Source organism: Enterococcus sp. 2201sp1_2201st1_C11_2201SCRN_220225 (genome assembly GCF_040925905.1).
GTDB classification, from domain to species: Bacteria; Bacillota; Bacilli; order Lactobacillales; family Enterococcaceae; genus Enterococcus_C; species Enterococcus_C asini_A.
Map to the genome: position 1 here is coordinate 1 of NZ_JBCOJC010000003.1, position 21322 is coordinate 21322.

Annotated in this window: 19 protein-coding genes and 1 rRNA gene; 5 read left to right on the forward strand and 15 right to left on the reverse strand. The window is 42.2% G+C overall.

Annotation, left to right across the window (positions count from 1 at the left end):
• Positions 1–197, reverse strand: a 16S ribosomal RNA gene (locus tag AB5754_RS01390); the annotation flags it as partial.
• Between the two features lie 642 nt (positions 198–839).
• On the opposite strand from AB5754_RS01390, the gene AB5754_RS01395 reads away from it, so the two are divergent.
• The 4 genes from AB5754_RS01395 (at position 840) to AB5754_RS01410 (ending at position 5857) form a co-directional block, all read left to right on the forward strand.
• Positions 840–1529, forward strand: a complete 690-nt coding sequence (locus tag AB5754_RS01395) for a response regulator (protein WP_368250422.1) — start codon at positions 840–842, stop codon at positions 1527–1529.
• A complete protein-coding gene (locus AB5754_RS01400; RefSeq protein WP_368250423.1) occupies positions 1519–2715 on the forward strand; it encodes a sensor histidine kinase in 1197 nt (398 codons plus the stop codon). The genes AB5754_RS01395 and AB5754_RS01400 overlap by 11 nt, the downstream gene beginning before the upstream one ends.
• A gap of 273 nt (positions 2716–2988) precedes the next feature.
• Complete coding sequence (gene serS / locus AB5754_RS01405) at positions 2989–4266, forward strand: serine--tRNA ligase (protein WP_368250424.1); 1278 nt, start codon at positions 2989–2991, stop codon at positions 4264–4266.
• Positions 4267–4345: 79 nt separating this feature from the next.
• Positions 4346–5857, forward strand: coding sequence for a polysaccharide deacetylase family protein (locus AB5754_RS01410; RefSeq protein WP_368250425.1), 1512 nt, complete (start codon positions 4346–4348; stop codon positions 5855–5857).
• Positions 5858–5978: 121 nt separating this feature from the next.
• On the opposite strand, the gene AB5754_RS01415 is transcribed toward AB5754_RS01410, so the two are convergent.
• The 10 genes from AB5754_RS01415 to mnmE form a co-directional block, all read right to left on the reverse strand.
• Positions 5979–7802 (reverse strand): APC family permease, encoded by a 1824-nt coding sequence (locus AB5754_RS01415; RefSeq protein WP_311834596.1) that lies wholly within the window; start codon positions 7800–7802, stop codon positions 5979–5981.
• A gap of 268 nt (positions 7803–8070) precedes the next feature.
• Complete coding sequence (gene guaB, locus AB5754_RS01420; protein ID WP_311834597.1) at positions 8071–9555, reverse strand: IMP dehydrogenase; 1485 nt, start codon at positions 9553–9555, stop codon at positions 8071–8073.
• A gap of 171 nt (positions 9556–9726) precedes the next feature.
• Complete coding sequence (locus tag AB5754_RS01425; protein WP_311834598.1) at positions 9727–10428, reverse strand: DUF1129 domain-containing protein; 702 nt, start codon at positions 10426–10428, stop codon at positions 9727–9729.
• A gap of 75 nt (positions 10429–10503) precedes the next feature.
• Positions 10504–11604, reverse strand: a complete 1101-nt coding sequence (gene ychF / locus AB5754_RS01430) for a redox-regulated ATPase YchF (RefSeq protein ID WP_368250426.1) — start codon at positions 11602–11604, stop codon at positions 10504–10506.
• A gap of 40 nt (positions 11605–11644) precedes the next feature.
• A complete protein-coding gene (locus AB5754_RS01435) occupies positions 11645–11827 on the reverse strand; it encodes a DUF951 domain-containing protein (RefSeq protein ID WP_311834600.1) in 183 nt (60 codons plus the stop codon).
• Positions 11828–11839: 12 nt separating this feature from the next.
• On the reverse strand, positions 11840–12727 hold the full coding sequence (locus tag AB5754_RS01440; protein WP_311834601.1) for a ParB/RepB/Spo0J family partition protein: 888 nt from the start codon (positions 12725–12727) through the stop codon (positions 11840–11842).
• A complete protein-coding gene (locus AB5754_RS01445) occupies positions 12717–13481 on the reverse strand; it encodes an AAA family ATPase (RefSeq protein ID WP_311834602.1) in 765 nt (254 codons plus the stop codon). The genes AB5754_RS01440 and AB5754_RS01445 overlap by 11 nt, the downstream gene beginning before the upstream one ends.
• Before the next feature lie 40 nt (positions 13482–13521).
• A complete protein-coding gene (rsmG, locus tag AB5754_RS01450) occupies positions 13522–14238 on the reverse strand; it encodes a 16S rRNA (guanine(527)-N(7))-methyltransferase RsmG (RefSeq protein ID WP_368250427.1) in 717 nt (238 codons plus the stop codon).
• A 312-nt stretch (positions 14239–14550) separates the two neighbouring features.
• Complete coding sequence (gene mnmG, locus AB5754_RS01455; protein ID WP_368250428.1) at positions 14551–16449, reverse strand: tRNA uridine-5-carboxymethylaminomethyl(34) synthesis enzyme MnmG; 1899 nt, start codon at positions 16447–16449, stop codon at positions 14551–14553.
• A 13-nt stretch (positions 16450–16462) separates the two neighbouring features.
• Positions 16463–17860: a tRNA uridine-5-carboxymethylaminomethyl(34) synthesis GTPase MnmE gene (gene mnmE / locus AB5754_RS01460; protein ID WP_311834605.1), complete on the reverse strand. Its 1398-nt coding sequence runs from the start codon at positions 17858–17860 to the stop codon at positions 16463–16465.
• 258 nt (positions 17861–18118) lie between these two features.
• Between mnmE and AB5754_RS01465 the strand changes: the two genes are divergently transcribed.
• The gene (locus tag AB5754_RS01465; protein ID WP_368250429.1) at positions 18119–18463 is read left to right on the forward strand and encodes a heavy metal-binding domain-containing protein; all 345 of its coding nucleotides are present in this window, start codon (positions 18119–18121) and stop codon (positions 18461–18463) included.
• Between the two features lie 296 nt (positions 18464–18759).
• Here AB5754_RS01465 and jag read toward each other — a convergent pair whose 3' ends face one another.
• The 4 genes from jag to rpmH all read right to left on the reverse strand — a co-directional run bounded on the left by jag (position 18760) and on the right by rpmH (position 21278).
• The gene (gene jag / locus AB5754_RS01470) at positions 18760–19530 is read right to left on the reverse strand and encodes an RNA-binding cell elongation regulator Jag/EloR (protein WP_368250430.1); all 771 of its coding nucleotides are present in this window, start codon (positions 19528–19530) and stop codon (positions 18760–18762) included.
• A gap of 80 nt (positions 19531–19610) precedes the next feature.
• Complete coding sequence (gene yidC / locus AB5754_RS01475) at positions 19611–20438, reverse strand: membrane protein insertase YidC (protein WP_368250431.1); 828 nt, start codon at positions 20436–20438, stop codon at positions 19611–19613.
• Between the two features lie 28 nt (positions 20439–20466).
• Positions 20467–20802, reverse strand: a complete 336-nt coding sequence (rnpA, locus tag AB5754_RS01480) for a ribonuclease P protein component (protein WP_368250432.1) — start codon at positions 20800–20802, stop codon at positions 20467–20469.
• A 341-nt stretch (positions 20803–21143) separates the two neighbouring features.
• Positions 21144–21278, reverse strand: a complete 135-nt coding sequence (gene rpmH, locus AB5754_RS01485) for a 50S ribosomal protein L34 (RefSeq protein WP_010752690.1) — start codon at positions 21276–21278, stop codon at positions 21144–21146.
• Positions 21279–21322 lie beyond the last annotated feature (44 nt).

Here is a 21322-nt window from a genome sequence, read left to right on the forward strand (position 1 = left end):
TGATTGTTATGCGGTATTAGCACCTGTTTCCAAGTGTTATCCCCCGCTTGAGGGCAGGTTACCCACGTGTTACTCACCCGTCCGCCACTCTTTTGTTTTCGGTGGAGCAAGCTCCGGTGAAAACAAAAGCGTTCGACTTGCATGTATTAGGCACGCCGCCAGCGTTCGTCCTGAGCCAGGATCAAACTCTCATAAAAAGTGTTTGAACGAGATAAACTCGTTTAAGCTCATGTTTAAAAATTGACTTTGCTAGCAATTGCTTGCAAATGTTGTTTGCTTTGATAAATCAAAGCGCCCTACACATTGGTTGTTTTGCTTTTTGTTCAGTTTTCAAAGGTCTACTGCGTTGCTATCAGCAACTCATTTATCATATCACTTGCTCAATTCCTTGTCAACAAAAACTTTTAAGTTTTTTTCAAGTTATCGATTTGATGATTGACATTTCGTTTTATCTGATGCAACTTTGTTAGTTTACCAAGTAATCTTTCAACTGTCAACAATTTTTTTGAATTATTTTCAGCAAATTATTTGGTTACCATCCTCTTGCTGAGGACAAGAAATAATATACCAAGATTTTCTTTAAAAGTCAACGATAAACGCTGATTTAACAACATTTTCGCGTTTCGTGAACAATGAAAACAGATTCGTTTTTTATTGTTCGGAAATTGACTTCTCAACATCGGATATCTCCCTTTTTCATTTATTTTCAAGTTTTTTTCTAAATGAAGCCTTACTGCGATTGGCTGAAGTTATAAAAAAATAGGCGAAATTCTTTTTATTTGTTACTATTAAGGAAAGGTGGACTTGTTCCCCTACTATATATAGGAGGTTCTTCGATTATGAAAATTTTAGTCGCAGACGATGACAAAGAAATCGTCGAATTACTCAGTATCTATCTTCACAATGAAGGGTATGAGCCAGTGAAAGCCTATGATGGCAATGAAGCTCTCTCCAAGATTCGCACAAACACTGACATTGAATTGTTAATCCTTGATATTATGATGCCAGGTAAAGATGGTATGCAAGTGGTGAAAGAACTGCGGAAAGAATCGCAAATTCCGATTATCCTCTTAACAGCTAAGACTACAGATATGGATAAAATCCGAGGATTAGTTGCTGGTGCAGATGATTATGTTACCAAGCCCTTTAATCCTCTAGAGGTTATGGCACGGGTGAAATCATTACTACGACGCACTAAGATGGCAGTTCAACAAGAACAACCGGATATCTTGGAAGTCAGTTCTTTAATCATCAACAAAGATTCCCATGAAGTAAAAACTGTCGATGGCCACGAAATCCAATTAACTGCTTTAGAATTTGGTATCCTCTATCTCTTGGCTTCTCACCCTAACCGCGTGTTTAGTGCCGATGAAATCTTCGAACGAGTCTGGAAACAAGAGAGTGTAGTCTCTGCCAAAACCGTTATGGTTCACGTAAGTCATTTGCGAGATAAAATTGAAGAAGCCACCGGGGGCGAAAAAATCATTCAAACCGTCTGGGGTGTAGGCTACAAGATCGATGCAAAATAAAGAAAAGCGCAAGCGCATCACGTTAACCTCTAAAGAAGTCAGTGAGCTATTAGCGGAAGGTATCGTAACGATTATCCTCTTGATACTATTAAATGTGGCCATTGTAGTCGTCATGTCTTCGGTGATTGAAAATTCTCCTTCTATTAATGATGCCATTTGGGATACGAAGGAAGCATTAACTTATCGCTTGAATACTAACTTCTTTCGCAGTGGGCGCAATTTAATCGTCCCCTTGTTCTTCCTATTAGATATGTTAATTTTGTTTTGGCGTTTGATTCGTCGTTATCGTCAAATGCAGTTGCGGCACATTATTAGCGAATTGCACTATATCGCCAATGGCAACTACGACCACCGCATCCCCTTTGAACTTCGGGGAGACTTGAGCCGAGTAGTTTCTAGCATTAACGGCTTGGTGGACAGTACCGTAACCGCCATTGAAGAAGAACGAAAGATTGAGCAGTCTAAAGACGAGTTAATTACCAATGTCAGTCACGATATTCGCACGCCATTGACTTCCATCATCGGCTATTTAGGGTTAATTGAAGATGGCCAGTATCATTCAGAAGAAGAGTTATTGAAATATACCCACACCGCCTACAGTAAAGCCAAGCAGATGAAATCTTTAGTGGAAAATCTCTTTGAATACACCAAAGTGCGACAACCGACTGTACCGGTAAACATGGTGCAATTTGATATGGTGCAACTCGTAGAACAGCTAGCCGCTGACTTTGAATTGGAAGCCCGGAATAAAGGCATTGAAATTCAAGTCTTACCGAAAGAAAGCCAGCTCTTAATGGACGGGGATACGGAAAAACTGGTACGGGTCTTTAACAATCTCTTCACCAACGCCTTTAAATATGGCAAAGGAGCCACCAAAATTGTAGTGGAAATTGAAAAGGTCAATACCGAAGCCGTGGTGGTGGTGAAAAATAACGGCGCTCCCATTCCCAAACAATCTTTGGATTCCCTTTTTGACCGCTTTTATCGTGTGGAAGAATCTCGCAATCAAGCGACTGGAGGCACGGGACTGGGCCTTGCGATTACCCAAAGCATCGTAGCTTTACATGGCGGCTATATTTATGCCAAATCGACACCGGAGTGGACGTCCTTTATTATCCACTTGCCTTTAGTCCGCAATGTCAATCCGCAACAATTGCCGAATATTGACGAAAATACCAATCTCTAGTATGCTAGGAGCAGGTAAATATCTCGACTAAAACCTAGTAATGCAAGCTTTTCTTTTAGAGAGTTGGTGGTGGCTGCAAACCAACAGAAGACTTGTGTGAATCCAGTTTATTGAAGTCGCCTCACTAATCCGAGGCCGTACGTCTTACGATACGAGACAACAAGGGCGGCATTTTGCCGAACTTGGGTGGTACCGCGAAGTGAACTATTTCGTCCCAAGCATCAGCTTAGGACGAAATAGTTTTTTTATTTACAATTATAAGGAGGAAAAACGATGTTAGATGTAAAAATGATTCGCCAAAACATGGAAACTGTTAAAGCCAAATTAGCGACCCGGGGAGTTAAAGAGGAAGTCTTAGATGAATTTATGGCTTTAGATGAAGAACGCCGCGGTCTTTTAGTAAAATCTGAAGACTTGAAAAAATACCGCAACGACGTCTCTGCTGAAATTGCCAAACTAAAACGGGAAAAGGCTGACGCCGACGCTAAAATCGCCGAAATGAAAACTGTGGGAGAACAAATCAAAGCTTTCGACAACGAAATCGCAGAAATTGACGAAAAACTTTTCCAAATCTCTGCCACTTTACCCAATTTACCCGCTGATTCTGTCCCTGTAGGCAAAGATGAAGACGACAATGTGGAAGTCCGTCGTTGGGAAACACCGCGGAAATTTGATTTTGAACCAAAAGCCCACTGGGATTTAGCCGAAGACCTAGATATTCTAGACTTTGAACGAGGCGCTAAAGTTGCAGGTAGCCGCTTTGTGTACTACAAAGGCTTAGGAGCCCGCTTAGAGCGCGCTTTGTACAACTTCATGTTGGACTTACACGTTTACGAACAAGGCTATACCGAAATGATTACGCCCTATATTGTCAATAGCAATGCCATGTTTGGTACCGGTCAATTTCCGAAGTTTAAAGAAGATGTCTTCCAATTGGAAAACACGGACTTGACCTTGATTCCAACAGCAGAAGTACCATTAACGAACTATTACAACGGTGAAATCTTAGACCAAGAACAATTACCAGTGTATTTCACTGCTTTAAGCCCTTCTTTCCGCTCTGAAGCTGGGAGTGCGGGGCGAGATACTCGTGGGTTAATTCGCCTGCATCAATTTAACAAAGTAGAAATGGTGAAATTTAGTAAGCCAGAAAATTCTTATGAAGAATTAGAAAAAATGACCAATAACGCAGAAGAAATCTTACAAAAACTAGGTTTGCCTTATCGGGTAGTAGCTTTATCCACTGGAGACATGGGCTTTTCTGCTGCGAAAACTTATGACTTGGAAGTTTGGATTCCTGCCCAAGAAACCTATCGAGAAATCAGCTCTTGTTCCAACTGTGAAGATTTCCAAGCGCGCCGAGCTATGATTCGCTACCGGGACGATCACAATAAACCTCAATTCTTGCATACGTTAAACGGATCAGGTCTAGCAGTCGGTCGAACAGTAGCCGCAGTGATTGAAAACTATCAAAATGCGGATGGTTCGATTACCATTCCAGAAGTTTTAGTTCCATACATGGGTGGACTTAAAAAAATTACCAAGGACTGAACTTCTCCACCCTCTATCCTTGAAAGCGCGTTATTGAGATGTTACAGTAACAGTACCTTACTCAGGGAGGATTTGTGTAATGGAAGAGCAAATGACTAGGTCTAGTCGACATCAAAAAAAGGGACAATCAGCAAAAAAAAACAAGCAACTAGAAACTTTCAATAATGCACCTAAGAAAAGTGGTTGGGGCAAACATCTTTTCACTCTCATGAGCATCATAGTGGTGCTTATGGTCGCTGGGGGAGCCTACTTCTTTTATGAGGCAAAAAAACAAGAAGCCCAAGCCCAAGACCGCTTTGAACACGGGGCAGAGGAATTGCTAAAAACGATTCAAGCAGAGCGGGATCAAAGTGGCATTGCCAGTCAGAAAAAAGAAACCAATAGCGATCAATTAAAAACAGTAGTCTATCTACCGGAAAAGCCCGAACAACTGCCGATTCCTGACAGTCAACAGACTTTAACGGATTTGGTAGCCAAAGCAAAAAAAGAGATTAAAGACAGCGGCAAACACGTTGTGGTGGGGAAACTAGCGGTTAATGCTCTCTCTGATCAAGTAGATGTATACAAATTGGTGGCGGAAAATTACCCTTGGGATGCTGCTGCGGGAACCTTCGCAAAAGCCAAAACTTTAGAAGGTAGTAGCCAGTACATTTACCATAAAACCGGCCAACCGGTTTCTTCTAGTGACTTGATTCCAGAAGAAGCTGATTTATTAGGTATTCAACAAGTAATTCAGCAGAAGATTTTGGATCAAGAAAAAGACAAAGAAGCCAGTATCGACCAAGTGTTAAACATGCCCCGGATTACTCGGGAAACGCCCATTGTTTACACACCAGAGAAACTAAAACTCACTTTACCAACCAATGAAATGGGAGTCAGCGAGTTGGAGTTGGATTATAAAGACATTGCGCCCTTTATTAATACTGCTTTAGTAGACCCGAAAACTTTAACGAATGATCAAATTCCTACTTTGGATCCCAATAAAAAATACGTGGCTCTGACCTTTGACGATGGTCCGAATCCGGCAACTACGCCTCAAATTTTGGACATTTTAAAAGCCAAACAAGCCACTGCTACCTTCTTCCTTTTAGGCCAAAATGTGGAGGCCAATCAAGAGTTAGTCAAACGAATTGTAGATGAAGGCAATGAAGTGGGAAGCCATTCCTACAGCCATGCTCGTTTGAACACACTCTCTGACGAAGAAGTTAAAGCTGAAATCATCAAAACCGATAAAGCAATTTTTGAAGCTTCCGGCGTGTTGCCGCAAAATCTCCGGGCTCCTTATGGCGCAGCAGATCAACGAGTAGCCAATATTGCCGGTAAACCTTTGATTCACTGGAGTGTGGATTCTCAAGATTGGGAATCTAAAAATCCGGTGGCCATAGAAGCTCGCTTACAAGCAACACTCTATGAAGGTTCCATCGTCTTAATGCACGATATTCAACCAGCGACATTAGAAGCACTGCCTCAAGTGATTGATACCATGCGGGCAGAAGGTTACGAATTCGTCTCCGTGGACACCATGTTGCAAAAATCGCAAAAACCACTGTACACTTACTTTGGAGACGGGGATTTTCGGATTATTCCTTAATATGGAAAAGGCAAAATGAATTCGTGAAGCCAAATATCGTTAGCTTAGGTAGTTGGAATTTTTATATCTCAGTCTATAAGAAAAGATCGAAGCCGTAAAATTTGGCTTCGATCTTTTTTATTTATCGCTTCAATTGATAACTATAGGTGCTGACAATAATGTTTTGCCGCCAAGACAAACGCAGGCGTAAGCGTAAGCTCGTCTGGTTGTGCAAAATATTTTGCCAAGGGCGTTTCGGCACAAACTGCGGGATAATCACTGTAGTAGTGTAGTTGTGCTTCTTGGCATTTTTACTGATTAAATCCACGTAGCGAATGATTGGATTTTCAATGGAACGATAAGAAGAATGAACAATGGACAAGCGCACATCCGGGAAGTGCTCCTTGAATTCCGCTTGAATTTCCTGTTCTTTTTTCACATCTTCATCTAAAGACACATGCATTGCCACCACATAATCTCCAATAGAGCGGGCATAGTTTAAGGCCCCTACATTGACTTTGGTCACATTGCCCACCAAAACTACCACCGTATTGCCGTCATAGGTGTGTAGCGAAACATCTTCTTTCAAGCGCAACTGCTCTGCCACTTTTTGGTAATGATCGTGAATCTTGTAAAAAACAAAGAGCAAAATTGGCATAATGATAAAAAATGGCCAGATGTCTCCCAGACGATAAGCGAAGAGGATGGCGATAATGCCATAAGAAATCGCGGCTCCCACAATGTTCGCCAAAGATTTTTTCAACCAACCGGCACCCTCTTTGCGCCATTTGACCACCATACCCGTTTGAGACAATGCAAAAGGAATGAACACACCGATGGAATAAAGCGGAATCAAGCGTTCCGTGGAACCTTGGAAAATAATCAACAAGATGACAGAACCCGCAGCTAAGGTCATAATCCCATTGGAATAACCCAGCCGATCCCCTCGATCTTGGTACATGTGAGGCATAAATTTGTCTTTGGCTAAATTATAGGCCAAAACCGGAAAAGCAGAAAAACCGGTGTTCGCTGCTACCGCTAGGATTAAAGCTGTCGTAAATTGCAAAGCATAGAAGAAAAAGCCTTGACCAAAGACCGCTTTACCGATTTGAGAAAGTACAGTGACTTCTGCTTCGGGCACGATACCATACCAGTAGTTAATAAAGGTAATCCCCACAAAGAAAAAACCTAAAATCGTAGCCATAATCGCCAATGTCCCCGCAGCATTTTTAGCTCGCGGTTTTTTGAAAAAAGGTACCGCATTACTGATAGCTTCCACACCAGTCAAAGAAGAAGAACCAGAAGAAAAAGCCCGCAAGACCAACGCGATGGAAATCCCCGGAACCACTGCTCCCGGAATCGCCGTAGCATTTAACGGCTGTTGGCCGGTCAAAATTTTAAACAACCCCACGACAATCAATAAAGAGATCACCGCAATAAAAGCATAAACCGGTACTACCAGAAAACTTGCAGACTCTCGCAAGCCCCTGAGGTTTAACAACATAATCAACAGTACAATCACCACAGAAATAATCACTTGATGACCATACAACGCGGGAATTGCCGAAGTAATCGCCTCAGCCCCGGCTGAAACGGACACCGCCACGGTTAACATATAGTCAATCAACAAGGAACCACCGGCCACTAAACCAGCATTCTTACCCAGATTCTCACTGCTGACTACATAAGCGCCACCACCATGGGGATAAGCGTGAATAATCTGGCGGTAGGACAAAGTCAACGACACCAATAAGATAATCACAAAGGCCGCAATGGGCAATGAATACCAAATGGCCGCGGCCGACAACGTAATCAACACCACCACGATTTGCTCGGTTCCATAGGCAATGGACGACAAAGCATCTGAGGACAACAGAGCCAAAGCTGAAAAGCGACTGAGATTCTGGTCATCATTTTCAGCTGATTTTAGAGGTTTCCCCACTAATAAGCGTTTCAAATAATCCACTATTTACACTCCTCATATCAAAATGTTAGATACTTCAAAAAAAGCCAAACAAGATGATATGCTACTCTCGGAAGCTGAAAAAGTCAATGAAAATACGGTGTAAATTCCCGCTGATTTCACTTAGTAAAAAAACAGTTAACTCAACTGTCAATAAATTCTCTGATCCAACTGTAATAACCCCGAATTTGACTAGTAAAAGTTCACGATTTTATCCAAAATACAAGCAAAAAACCCGAGGACATCCTCAGGTTTTAGCCTAGCGATAAAATTATTGTTCCACAGAGTAGTTCGGTGCTTCTTTTGTGATTTGTACATCGTGAGGGTGAGATTCTTTCAAACCATTGCCACTCATTTGAACAAATTGAGCATCGTCTCTTAATTGTTTCAAATTGCCAGCTCCTACATACCCCATACCAGCACGTAAACCACCGATCATTTGGAAGAGAATGTCTGAGACGCTGCCTTTATAAGCAACTCGTCCTTCAATCCCTTCAGGAACTAATTTATTGGCTTCATTGACGCCACTTTGGAAATAACGGTCACTGGAGCCTTTTTCCATGGCCCCAAGAGAGCCCATTCCCCGGTAAGTCTTAAAGCGACGACCTTGGAAGATTTCAAATTCGCCAGGAGATTCATCAGTTCCCGCTAGCATAGAACCAAGCATGACTGCATGTCCTCCAGCGGCTAAAGCTTTCACGATATCACCGGAGTACTTAATGCCCCCATCGGCAATAATCGCTTTGCCGTATTGACGAGCTACGGAAGCCGCATCGTAAATGGCAGTTAATTGAGGAACTCCCACACCAGCTACCACTCGCGTCGTACAAATTGAACCTGGGCCAATACCGACTTTCACCACGTCAACGCCTACATCATACAAGGCTTTGGTGGCTTCAGCAGTAGCTACATTTCCCGCAATCAAGGTTGCTTTAGGGAAAGTTTCCCGAATTTCTTTAATCTTACGAATCACCCCAGCACTGTGGCCGTGAGCCGTATCAATAACGATAGCATCAGCACCGGCTTCTAAAAGCGCTCCTGCTCGTTCAAAAGTATCACTGGTAACCCCAACAGCTGCCGCAACAATCAAACGCCCATGTTCATCTTTGGCAGCATTCGGAAATTCGATCACTTTTTCAATATCTTTAATGGTAATCAAACCACTTAGACGACCGTCTTCATCGACGATTGGCAATTTTTCAATCTTGTGTTTTTGCAAGATTTTTTCCGCATCTTGTAATTTGGTACCTACTGGGGCAGTTACCAAATCCGTTTTGGTCATTACCTCATCAATGGGAATTTGGTAATCTGTGACAAAACGCATATCCCGGTTGGTAATAATTCCCACTAGTTTGCGATTTTCCATGGATTCCACAATCGGCACACCGCTAATGCGATATTTACCCATTAAATGTTCAGCATCGGCAACTAAATGTTCAGGAGTTAGGAAGAAGGGATCAATGATTACGCCACTTTCAGAGCGTTTGACCTTGCGAACTTCGTCGGCTTGTTGCGCAATGGACATGTTCTTATGAATCACTCCAAGACCACCTTGACGACTCATTGCAATGGCCATTTTGCTATCTGTAACAGTATCCATACTTGCGGACATAATCGGAATATTTAATTTGATATTCTTAGCTAGTTGCACACTCATATCCACATCATTTGGTAAAACATGGCTTTCTGCTGGAATCAATAGCACATCATCGAAGGTCAAGCCTTTTTTCGCGAATTTCGTTTCCCAGTTGGACATTTTCGTTACCACTCCTCGATTTTTATTTTATTAATGAAATTAACAGAAATCCTAGGCTAAGTCAACCACTCCTGGTGATTCTTATTAAAGAGAAGTAATGGCCGATTGTTTTTTTCTGTTTAAAGTCAAAAAAACACCCACCTAAGGAAGTCCCTTAAGCAGGTGTATTGATTATTTCCGTGGTGCTGTAGCAAAACTGCTTTGAATATTGAAGGTTTTCTTCAAGTACCAGCGAATCAACAAAGCGACTCCCCCGACAATCATCGTGCCAATTGGCGGTAAAACAGGGTTGATTGCATCAAACATCGGCAAGCTGGTCACGCTCCATAAAAGCATCCAAATAAAGAAGATTGGTACCATCAACAACATCGCTTTCCAAAGTTTTGGTCGCTTGCTCTTGTCGGCTCCTGGTTGTTCGTACTGATAGAAAAATTTGTAGAAGAGATAAAAGACTAGCCCTCCTAATGCTGAGCCAACCAACAGGCTGAAGACGCCATACATTTGAGCTTTGCCACTGGCTAATAAGCCCATAACGCCGACCATCAAACCAAAGACGCCTAAAATAAACAAAGAATTATCCAGCCACATTAAGACAGGTTTCGTCTCTTGAGGTGCAGCAGCCGGTTCAGCTAAGATGGCTTCCGTACGCTCAGACACCGTACCAAATAATTGACGAGCCGTTTTCCCGGTTTTTTGTTCTTCCACTAACGTTGGTAAAATATCATGCAAAGCTACCGTTAATTCTTTTTCAGAAAGGTTGGCCGCATGTAGTGCTTTTTTCAAGTCGAAAATGTATTGTTGGTTCCGTTTCGTCAGCTGAGTTTCCAACTCACGATTTTCAGCAACATATTGTCGTAGCGTTTCTGGTTCCATAACGCCTTTGCCCCCTTAAATAGTCTAATGAAAATTGTATCACAGGATGAAGCAGGAAAAAAGGGTTTTCATCAATTATACGTTAAAGCGGAACAACATAACATCCCCGTCTTGAACTACATAATCTTTACCTTCCAAGCGGACACGGCCAGCTTCTTTGGCGGCATGCATCGTACCGTATTTATTCAAGTCTTCAAAAGACACGGTTTCCGCCCGAATAAAGCCTCGCTCAAAATCGGTATGAATAATCCCAGCAGCTTGAGGCGCTTTAATCCCTTTGCGGAATGTCCAAGCCCGTACTTCTTGCACACCAGCAGTAAAGTAAGTAGCTAAGCCTAAAAGGTCATAAGCTGCCCGAATCAATTGATCCAAACCAGATTCTTCAATGCCCATGGCTTCCAAAAATTCTGCCTTGTCTTCGTCTTCCAACTCTGCGATTTCTTCTTCCGCCCGGGCACAAACCACGATGACTTCCGCATTTTCCGAAGCGGCAAAATTCCTCACTTCTTGCACGTAATGGTTGTTGTCAGCATCGGCTACTTCGTCTTCTGCCACATTGGCCACATACAAAACTGGTTTGGTAGTTAAGAGGAACAAGCCTTTGACGATTTTTTCTTCATCTTCGGTAAATTCCACGCTGCGGGCAGAACGGCCTTCTTCTAAGGCTGGTTTGATTTTATCTAAAACAGCTAGTTCCGCCATGGCGTCTTTGTCTTTGGTTTTGGCAACTTTTGCCACTCTGGTATAGCGTTTGTTAATGGATTCCAAATCGGCTAAAACCAGTTCCAAGTTAATGGTGTCAATGTCTTCTAAAGGATCCACTCGACCTTCCACGTGGGTGATATTAGGATCATCAAAACAACGAACCACATGACAAATCGCATCCACTTGGCGAATATGGCTTAAAAATTGATTGCCAAGACCTTCTCCCTTACTGGCTCCTTTTACGATACCCGCAATGTCGGTAAATTCAAAAGTAGTAGGCACCGTTTTTTTAGGTTGCACCAATTCTGTTAAACGTTGCAAACGCCAGTCTGGTACTTCCACCATGCCCACATTGGGATCAATAGTGGCAAAAGGATAGTTAGCCGCTTCTGCTCCGGCTTTGGTAATTGCATTGAACAAAGTAGATTTCCCTACATTGGGTAAGCCTACGATTCCGGCAGTTAATGCCATAATTACTTCACTCTTTCTTTATTTGGTTAGGGAGAAACGACTAATCGGCTTTCTCCAAAATTTTTTTCATTTTCTTTTCAAACTCACGACGGGTCAGCATCACGATGTGCCCACAGTTCGTGCATTTGATTTTAATATCGGCACCCATCCGAATGATTTGCCAAGCATTGGCTTTACAAGCATGGGGCTTTTTCATCTCAACGATATCTCCTAAATCATACATGGAAAAATCCTCCTAGGCTTCGTCAAACTGAATGTGTAAAATATCTAAAATTCGGGTCAAATCAGCTTGAGACAAGTATTCAATCTCAATCTTGCCTTTGCCATCTTTTTCAGTAATGGCTACATTAGTACCGAATTTGTCCATTAAGCGCTCTTCCCCTTCTCGTAAGTAATAAGGTTTTTCCTTAGGTTTCGGGGTGGGTTTCTTCACATCTTTTTTCTCATTCATGGCAGAAACCAGCTGTTCCAATTGACGCACGGTCAAACTTTCTTTAACACAGCGATTGGCTAGTTTTAAAATTTGGTTTTTATCTTTCAAGCCTAAAAGCGTCCGCGCTTGCCCCATGGACAGGCGTTCATCTTGAACCATCTCTTTAACCAATTTAGGCAAAGTCAGCAGACGCAAGTAATTGGCAATATAAGGACGGCTTTTTCCCAGACGTTCTGCTACTTGAGCTTGGGTCAATTCCAGATTTTTCATCAGCATTTCATAGGCTTCCGCTTCTTCCAAAGGGCTTAAATCTTCCCGTTGTAAGTTTTCTAAAACCGCAATTTGCATCATCGCTTCTTCGTCAAATTCCCGAATAATTGCGGGGATGGTCTCTTTACCCGCTAATTTAGAAGCTCGAAAGCGTCGTTCGCCGGCGATGATTTCATAGCCTTTAACGGCAGACTGGCGCACAATAATCGGTTGGAAGACACCGGAATGAGATATGGAAGATGCTAACTCTTGTAAAGAAGCTTCTTCAAAGGTCTTCCGCGGTTGATAAGGATTCGGGCGCAATTCACTTAAAGGAATTTCCACCACTTTCTCCATTTTCACATCCACATCTTCTAAGTCTTTGAAGTCTTGAAACAAAGCATCAATCCCACGGCCGAGGCCTTTTCCTTTATTTTTCACGGGCTAACACTTCCTTTGCTAAAGCCAAGTAAACTTGGGCTCCCCTTGAGCTAGGATCATAGTCAATGATGGACAAGCCGTGACTTGGGGCTTCTGATAAGCGGATATTCCGAGGAATAATCGTATCATAGACATTTTCTTGGAAATAACGGCGAACTTCTTCCACTACTTCTGCTCCTAAATTCGTACGAGCATCGTACATGGTCAAAAGTACCCCTTCAATTTTCAAACCAGGGTTAAAGTGTTTTTGTACCAGACGTACAGTGTTTAGTAATTGGCTAAGACCTTCCAAGGCATAGTACTCACACTGTACCGGGATTAAAATCGAATCACTGGCCGTAAAAGCATTAATCGTCAAATGACCTAATGAGGGCGGACAATCAATCAGAATAAAGTCATAGCGATCCCGAATTTCTTCTAAGGCAGATTTTAAACGAGACTCCCGCGCCATCATGGAAGTCAACTCGATTTCGGCTCCGGCTAACTGAATGGTTGCTGGTACAATATCTAATCCTTCCCGACTACTAGGTAAAATCGCTTCTTTAATATCTTCTTCATTGACTAACACATCGTAAATATCTTTTACCACATCTGGTTTTCTGATACCGACACCACTAGTTGCATTTCCTTGGGCATCAATATCCACTAATAAAACTTTTTTTCCTTCAAATGCTAGGCAAGCGCCTAAATTGACGGTAGTGGTGGTTTTACCCACTCCGCCCTTCTGGTTTGCCACCGAAATAATTCGTGCCATAAGGGCCTCCTTCATTTTTCACAAGAACACAATTGTTCTCTTATTTAATCGGTTGTTTATTAGGTAGTCCCGGTTTTCTCGGATACTTTTTCGGGGTAATTTTTTTCTTTTGAATCACCAAAAGATGTCGTTCATCTCCAGTTAACGGTAACGCCATGGTTTTTTCTTCAATAAATTTGCCCCCTAATTGAGCAATCGCCGGTTTAGCCTCTTGCAGTTCTTCTTCACTTTTAGCGGCTTTTAAAGCAAGAAAATAGCCTTCTTTTTTCACTAATGGCAAGCACAATTCTGCTAAGACGTTTAAACGCGCCACGGCTCGGGCTGTCACATAGTCAAATTGCTCCCGAAATTGGGGATTTTGACCAAAAGTTTCCGCCCGATCGTGATACAAGCTAACGGCGTTTAACCCTAGCTGACTGGTAAGTTCCTTTAAAAAAGTAATCCGCTTGTTTAAAGAATCTACAATGGTTACGGACAATTCAGGATATAAGATTTTTAAAGGAATACTGGGAAATCCCGCCCCAGAACCTACATCACAAATAGCCGCATTCGGTGCTAGTTCCATCTTTAAACCTACTAAAAGAGAATCATAAAAATGTTTTAAATAAACCTCTTTTTCTTCCGTGATGGCAGTGAGATTCATCTTCTCATTCCACTCCACCAAAAGGCGAAAATAAGTCGCAAATTGCTGCATTTGCTGATCGGTTAAGGTGATCCCATCAGCCAGCAGTTGTTGTCGAAATTCTTCAGGTAACATAGGCTTTCCTTTCTATTGTGAAACAAAATTCAAAATGTTTCACAGCTTTCTCTACTTTAACGCAATTCGACTGATTTCGCAATGCCTAGGGCTGTTTTTAAAAGTAGCTTAAGTCACTCTTGTAAAAATCTTCCACTGCATTTTACTACCATTTTTTTCATTAACCTCCCCGCTACTTTTTGAAGTAATTAAGAGATTTTACAAAGGTAAATGTTTCGCAAATTGTTTCACATGAAACATCAGTCATTTTCAACGCAAAATACGTTCTGACCCTTCAAAGGCCAGAACGTATTTTGCTAGTTTGTATAGTTCTTATGCTTCCGTAGCAACTTTGGCAATCTTGCCTTGTTCTACATAAATCATCAAAATGCTAATATCCGCTGGGTTCACTCCAGAAATCCGGCTAGCTTGGGCAATGGTTTCTGGTTGAATTTTTTCCAGTTTTTGACGGGCTTCTGTGGCTAAGCCGTTAATAGCCGCATAGTCGATGTTTTCTGGAATCCGTTTTGCTTCCATGCGTTTTAATTTGGCTACTTTTTCCATAGCTTTTTTGATATAGCCTTCGTATTTCAATTGCACTTCCACTTGTTCGATTTCCTTTGCGGTCAATTCAGGCACCGCAGGGATGAATTGCAATAAATCCCCATAAGTAACTTCAGGACGACGTAAGAAATCCGCAGCTAAGACCCCATCTTTTAACGCTGGTGCGCCTTTAGCAGCTAAAAAGGCTTGAATTTCTTCTGTGGGCTTCAAGCGCAGACTTTGCAGTCGTTTGATTTCTGTTTCAATGGCTGCTTTCTTTTCCAAGAAGATTTGGTATTGGTCTTCTTTGACTAAGCCGATTTCATGGCCCATTTCCGTTAAGCGCAAATCCGCATTGTCATGGCGCAAAATCAAACGGTATTCCGCCCGACTGGTTAACAAACGATAAGGTTCTTGGGTGCCTTTTGTGACTAAGTCGTCAATCATCACGCCAATATAGCCATCACTACGTTTTAAAATCAAGGGGTCTTTGCCTTGAATCTTCAAACCGGCATTAATACCAGCAATCAAACCTTGCCCTGCAGCTTCTTCATAGCCACTGGTACCATTAGTTTGCCCTGCGGTGTACAAGTTTTCGATGACCTTAGTTTCAAGGGTTGGACGCAATTGGTGCGGCACTACCACATCGTATTCAATGGCATAGCCGGTGCGCATCATTTCCACTTGTTCCAATCCGGCAATCGAGCGTAAAACATCTACTTGCACATCTTCTGGTAATGAAGTGGATAAGCCTTGGACGTAGACTTCTTCGGTATCTAAGCCTTCTGGTTCCAAGAAAAGCTGATGGCGTTCTTTATCAGCAAAGCGCACGATTTTGTCTTCAATGGAAGGGCAATACCGCGCCCCCACTCCTTCCACAATTCCGGTAAACATCGGTGCCCGGTGAAGATTTTTTTGAATAATTTCATGAGTACTAGGATTCGTGTAAGTCAACCAGCAAGGTTCTTGGTCCGTTCTGTAAGCAGAATCTGGCGTGCTGTAGCTAAAGTGATTCGGTATTTCGTCTCCTGGTTGAATCTCCGTTACCGTATAGTCAATGGTGGAAGATTTAACCCGAGGTGGCGTACCGGTTTTAAAACGGGCGATTTCTAGGCCTAATTCTTTTAAATTATTGGCTAAGCCCACTGAAGGTTGGGAATTATTGGGACCAGAAGAATACTTCAATTCCCCAATGATGATTTCCCCTCGCAGGGCTGTTCCCGCTGTAATCACCACGGCTTTTGCGCTATAGCGAGCCCCTGTATTGGTAACCACACCTTTACAGATGCCCTCTTCTACGATTAATTTTTCCACTAAGCCTTGTCGTAAAGTCAAATTTGGTTCTTTTTCAATGGTTTGCTTCATGGCTAGAGCATAGTTTTTCTTATCTGCTTGAGCCCGCAATGCTCGTACAGCCGGACCTTTCCCAGTATTTAGCATCCGCATTTGAATATAAGTCTTGTCGATGTTTTTGGCCATTTCACCGCCCAAGGCATCAATTTCTCGCACAACGACGCCTTTCGCGGGTCCTCCCACGGAAGGATTACAAGGCATAAAAGCTACCATGTCCAAATTAATCGTCAACAACAAGGTTTTATTGCCCATACGAGCATTGGCTAAGGCTGCTTCGGAACCGGCATGGCCTGCTCCCACCACGATGACATCATATGAATCTGCTTGGTATTCCATTTGTTCCGCTCCTTTATTTTCCTAGACAGAATTGGCTGAACAATTCCGTAATCAATTCATCTTGCACACTGTCTCCAAGGATTTCTCCTAGATAATCCCAACAACGGGTCATGTCAATTTGCACCAAATCCACCGGCATCCCGGCATCAATGCCTGTCACCACTTCACCTAAAGATTGGGAAGCTTTGTCTAACAATGCGATATGGCGGGAGTTAGATACGTAAGAAGCGTCTTTTTCTCCCGTACCACCGGCAAAAAATAAATTGGCAATGGCTGCTTCTAGTTGATCTAAGCCTTCTTTTTCCAAAACTGAAACTGAAAAAATTTCACTGTTGCCTTTTAAATCGGCTAACTCAGCTTCATTTAATGCTTTAGGTAAGTCGGTTTTATTTAATAAGATGATGCGCTTGTGGTCTTTGGTTAATGCTAATAACTGGCGATCTGCTTCTGTTAAGGCTTCACTTTGATTTAACACCAATAAGATTAAGTCCGCTTCATTCAAAGCTTTCTTACTCCGTTCCACCCCGATTTTTTCCACGATGTCTTCTGTTTCTCGAATGCCTGCTGTGTCCACTAATTTCAAAGGGACGCCTCGCACATTGACATACTCTTCAATGACATCCCGCGTTGTTCCGGCAATTTCTGTGACAATCGCTTTTTCTTCATCTAATAGATAATTCAATAAGCTGGACTTGCCTACATTTGGTCGCCCGATAATTGCAGTACTTAAGCCTTCTCGCAAAATTTTCCCTTGTTGGGCTTGGCGGAGCAGTTCATCGATTTTGCCTTGAACTTCCTGAGCTTTTTCCAACAATAATTTGGTAGTCAATTCTTCCACATCATCATATTCCGGGTAGTCGATATTCACTTCTACCTGGGCTAATGTATTCAAAATTTCTTGGCGCAAGTTGCGAATCAAATGGGATAAGTTCCCATCTAATTGATTTAGTGCCATATCCATAGCCTTATCCGTCTTCGCACGAATCAAATCCATCACCGCTTCTGCTTGGGACAAATCCATGCGACCATTTAAAAAGGCCCGCTTAGTAAATTCTCCCGGTTCTGCCAATCTTGCTCCTTGGCGCAAAACTAGTTGTAAGATTTGATTGGTGACCACCATGCCCCCGTGGCAATTGATTTCCACAATATCTTCTCTGGTAAACGTCTTTGGTGCCTTGAGCACTGTCACCATAACCTCATCAATGGCCTTGTTTTTTTCCGGGTCTACAATATGACCGTAGTGAATCGTGTGACTGGCTACTTTTTCCAGTGATTTTTGCCCCATTTGGTAAAGGGTCGCGGCAATTTTCACCGCATCCTCGCCACTAAGACGCACAATGGAAATGGCTCCTTCGCCAGGTGGTGTGGATATAGCGGCAATCGTATCAAATTCTTGTGTAATTTCCCCCATGAAACTTGCTCCTTTTCTAAAAAAATCCAATAAAAAAAGTGCCTCTGTCCAACCATCGCCGAAAATCCCCCCTAAAGGAGTTTGGAAATCGTTTGGACTCTGCACTTTGACTGCTAGTCGCTGTTAAATTCTTCATTAATTTAGCACAATTCACACCTAGGTGCAAGTCTGTCTGGTTCTTCTTTGGGACCCTTTAGCTTTACTTAAAGAAGCTCAAACCGGTAAAATTAAACTAAGATCAATAAAGGAGTGATAGTTATGAAACGTTTTGATGAGCAGTACGATGAAAAAAAAGAAGCCGACCGTCGCATGAAAGAAATTATCCTCTCCACCGGCAATATCAATCGGAGTTATGTAGTACGAGACGTAATCTATGTAGCAGAAAAATTTGATCTGGACTTATTTGATGAAACAGTCGATGTGGATCAAGCCATGAATGAAGCCAAAATTCACTTGCAAGAAAAAGCTGCTGGCTATGGTGCCGACGCGGTGATTAACTGTCATTTTGACCATGAGTATCACGAAAAAGAAGGCCATTGTTATTCCCGGATTTTCGCTTATGGGACTGTGGTGCAATTTATCCAATCGACTATTGGTGGCTAACTCATCTCTAGACCTTAGGCAACAAAAAACCCCCGTTGTATGGCTGGCAACAGAGGTTTTCCGATCAAAGAAGAATCCTTGAGGGAGTTTCTTTGATAAGAATGATTTCTACTAGACTATACTTGGATTTTTCAGCGATGTCAATCAGATTCTCAAAGGAAACCGCCCCAAAAAGTCCGAATCCACGGGCTTTCCTGCAAGCAGAATCCCGACATCGAGGTCCCTTTCTCAATCATTTTTTTACAAAAACCTACAAAAAAAGGAAGTTGCAATCTTATTTGCGACTTCCTTTTTACTTAGTATTTCCGTACTGGTTCCACTACTAAATAGCGGTAAGGTTCGTCCCCTTCAGAATGAGTTTTGATTGCTTCATCATTACTCAAAGCGGAATGAATTTGTTTTCGTTCAAATGCAGGCATCGGTTCTAAGAAAACGGGCTGTCCTGTACGTTTGACTTTTTCTGCTGTGCGGGCTGCCAATCGTTCTAAAATCGCTTGGCGTTTTTGGCGATAGTCTCCTACGTTGACCACTACCGATAATTTATTTTTGGCTACTCGATGGATAAAGACTTGCGCCAAGTATTGCAGGGCATTTAACATCTTGCCATGCTTCCCGATTAGAATTCCTTGTTTTTGCGTATCCAGTTGGAAGACGATTACATTTTCTTGCCGCTCAATTTTTACAAGAGCCGGTGCTTGTAATTCTTTGGTGATGTTCGTCAAATAAACGGCCAACTGAGTCAAAGCTGCTTCATCATCTAATTCAGATAAAACTTGTTGAAGGCTAGGCTCTGAGACTTCTGCCGGAATTTCTTCTGCTTCAACCACTTCAACTTCCACCACTGGTTTTTCTTCAATTACTTCTGCTACCGTTTCTGTCACCGCTTCATTAATTTCTTCCGTAACAGAAGGCTCTACAGAAACTTGAGCGTTCTTTTTCCCCATGCCTAAAAAACCTTTTTTGGCTTCTTCCACAACCTGAATCACCGCTTCTTCTTTGGTGACTCCAAGGGCAGAAAGTCCTTTTTGAATTGCTTCTTCTACCGTGCTTCCTTCATAAATTGGCATCTTTTGCATACCTCCTTATTTCCATATTTATAGTATAGAAAAACCACCATCTAAAAGACAGCAGTTTTTCTAAAAAGCGTTTAGCGCTTTTTGTTACGTTTTTTCTTAGGATTTAAAGCTTTTTGCAAGTTGCGTTCTTTTTCTCGTTGCAGTCGTGCTAGTTCTTCTCTTTCCCGGCGAATCTTAAAGGGATTGTTAATTAACAGGGTTTGAACTACTTGGAAGGCGTTGGAAACCACCCAGTATAAGGACAAACCACTGGCCAAATTGATACCCATTAACAAAATCATCAATGGCATAGCGAAATTCATAATTTTCGTAGTTGGGTTAGCTTCCAATTGGCTCATGCTGGATAAGTAAGTACTTAAGAACGTAAAGATTGCCGCCAAAATTGGCAAGATAAAGTAAGGATCACGCTGACCTAGTTCTAACCACAAGAATTTTCCTTGGGTTAAATCTGGTGTCCGTTGAATGGACTGCCACAAGGCCATCAAAATTGGCATTTGTACCAACATTGGCAAACACCCGACATAGGGGTTGACACCATTTTCGGCATACAGTCGTTGTTGTTCATCCCGCAGTTTTTGTTGCGTTTCTGGATCTCGGGAAGAGTATTTTTGTTGCAATTCTTTTAATTGGGGTTGCAAATCTTGGGTCTTGCGCATACTTTTCGTTTGGAAGTGCATCAATGGCAAGAGAATAATCCGAATAATTAATGTAAATAGGATAATCCCTACTCCAGCATTGCCAAAGGATAAAGCTTTAATGGCTTGAGCAAAGTTATAGACGATGTAACGATCCCAAAAGCCGTCACTTTGAGCTGTAACCTCACCGCGACCACAGGCGGACAAGACAAAGACCAAAGCCAACATCCCCGCCAGTAAGATAATACGTTTTTTGTTTTTCAATGGACGAATTCCCCTTTACCAAATGAAATTAAATTATTTTTGCGAGTTTTAAGACATGTTGGAGGTTTTGCATGACTTCCTTGCTATCACAAGTGGCAACGGCCGGTCTAGCAATGATAATAAAATCCAGTTCAGGCTCAATGGAGGGCGCTAATTCTTGCAAACTAGCCCGAAGCAGCCGTTTTACCCGATTACGCATTACTGCATTGCCTACCTTTTTACCTACAGACAGTCCCACCCGAAAATGAGCTTGTCCCGGCTTATCCAACCGGTAAACCACAAATTTGCGGTTCGCACAGGATTCTCCTTTATGAAAAACCCGTTGAAAATCTTCTTCAGTTTTAACACGATAGGCCTTTCGCATGACAGATCCTTCATTTCTTTTAAAATCGTTTACTCACTTTCCAATCATACCATAATATGACAGCAAACTTCATCTGTTAAATGTAAAAAACTAGTTGGCTGCTTTAGAACAAGTGCCTTCCTTTAGCTCTAGAAATTTTTCCCAAATAAAATAGGTAAGAAAGGCGAAACCGACCCTGCTGCTCTTTATCAGGAGTCAATTTTAAAAAGAGCTGGTCCGTGAAGCCAAACATAGACCTGATAATACGGAATTTTTATTTATGGTTCGATAAAAAATAGGGGCCCGTCTAAAAGATGGGCCCCCATTTTTGCCAAAAGAAAAAACCACTGGGCTTCAGTGGCTTAAGCAGCTAAGACTTTACGTCCTTTACGACGACGTGCTGCAATCACACGACGACCATTTTTTGTGCTCATACGTTTACGGAAACCGTGAACTTTTTGGCGTTTACGTTTGTTTGGTTGGTAAGTTCTTTTCATTATTGTCCACCTCCATAAGAGTCGATTCTTCTTTTACTTCAGAC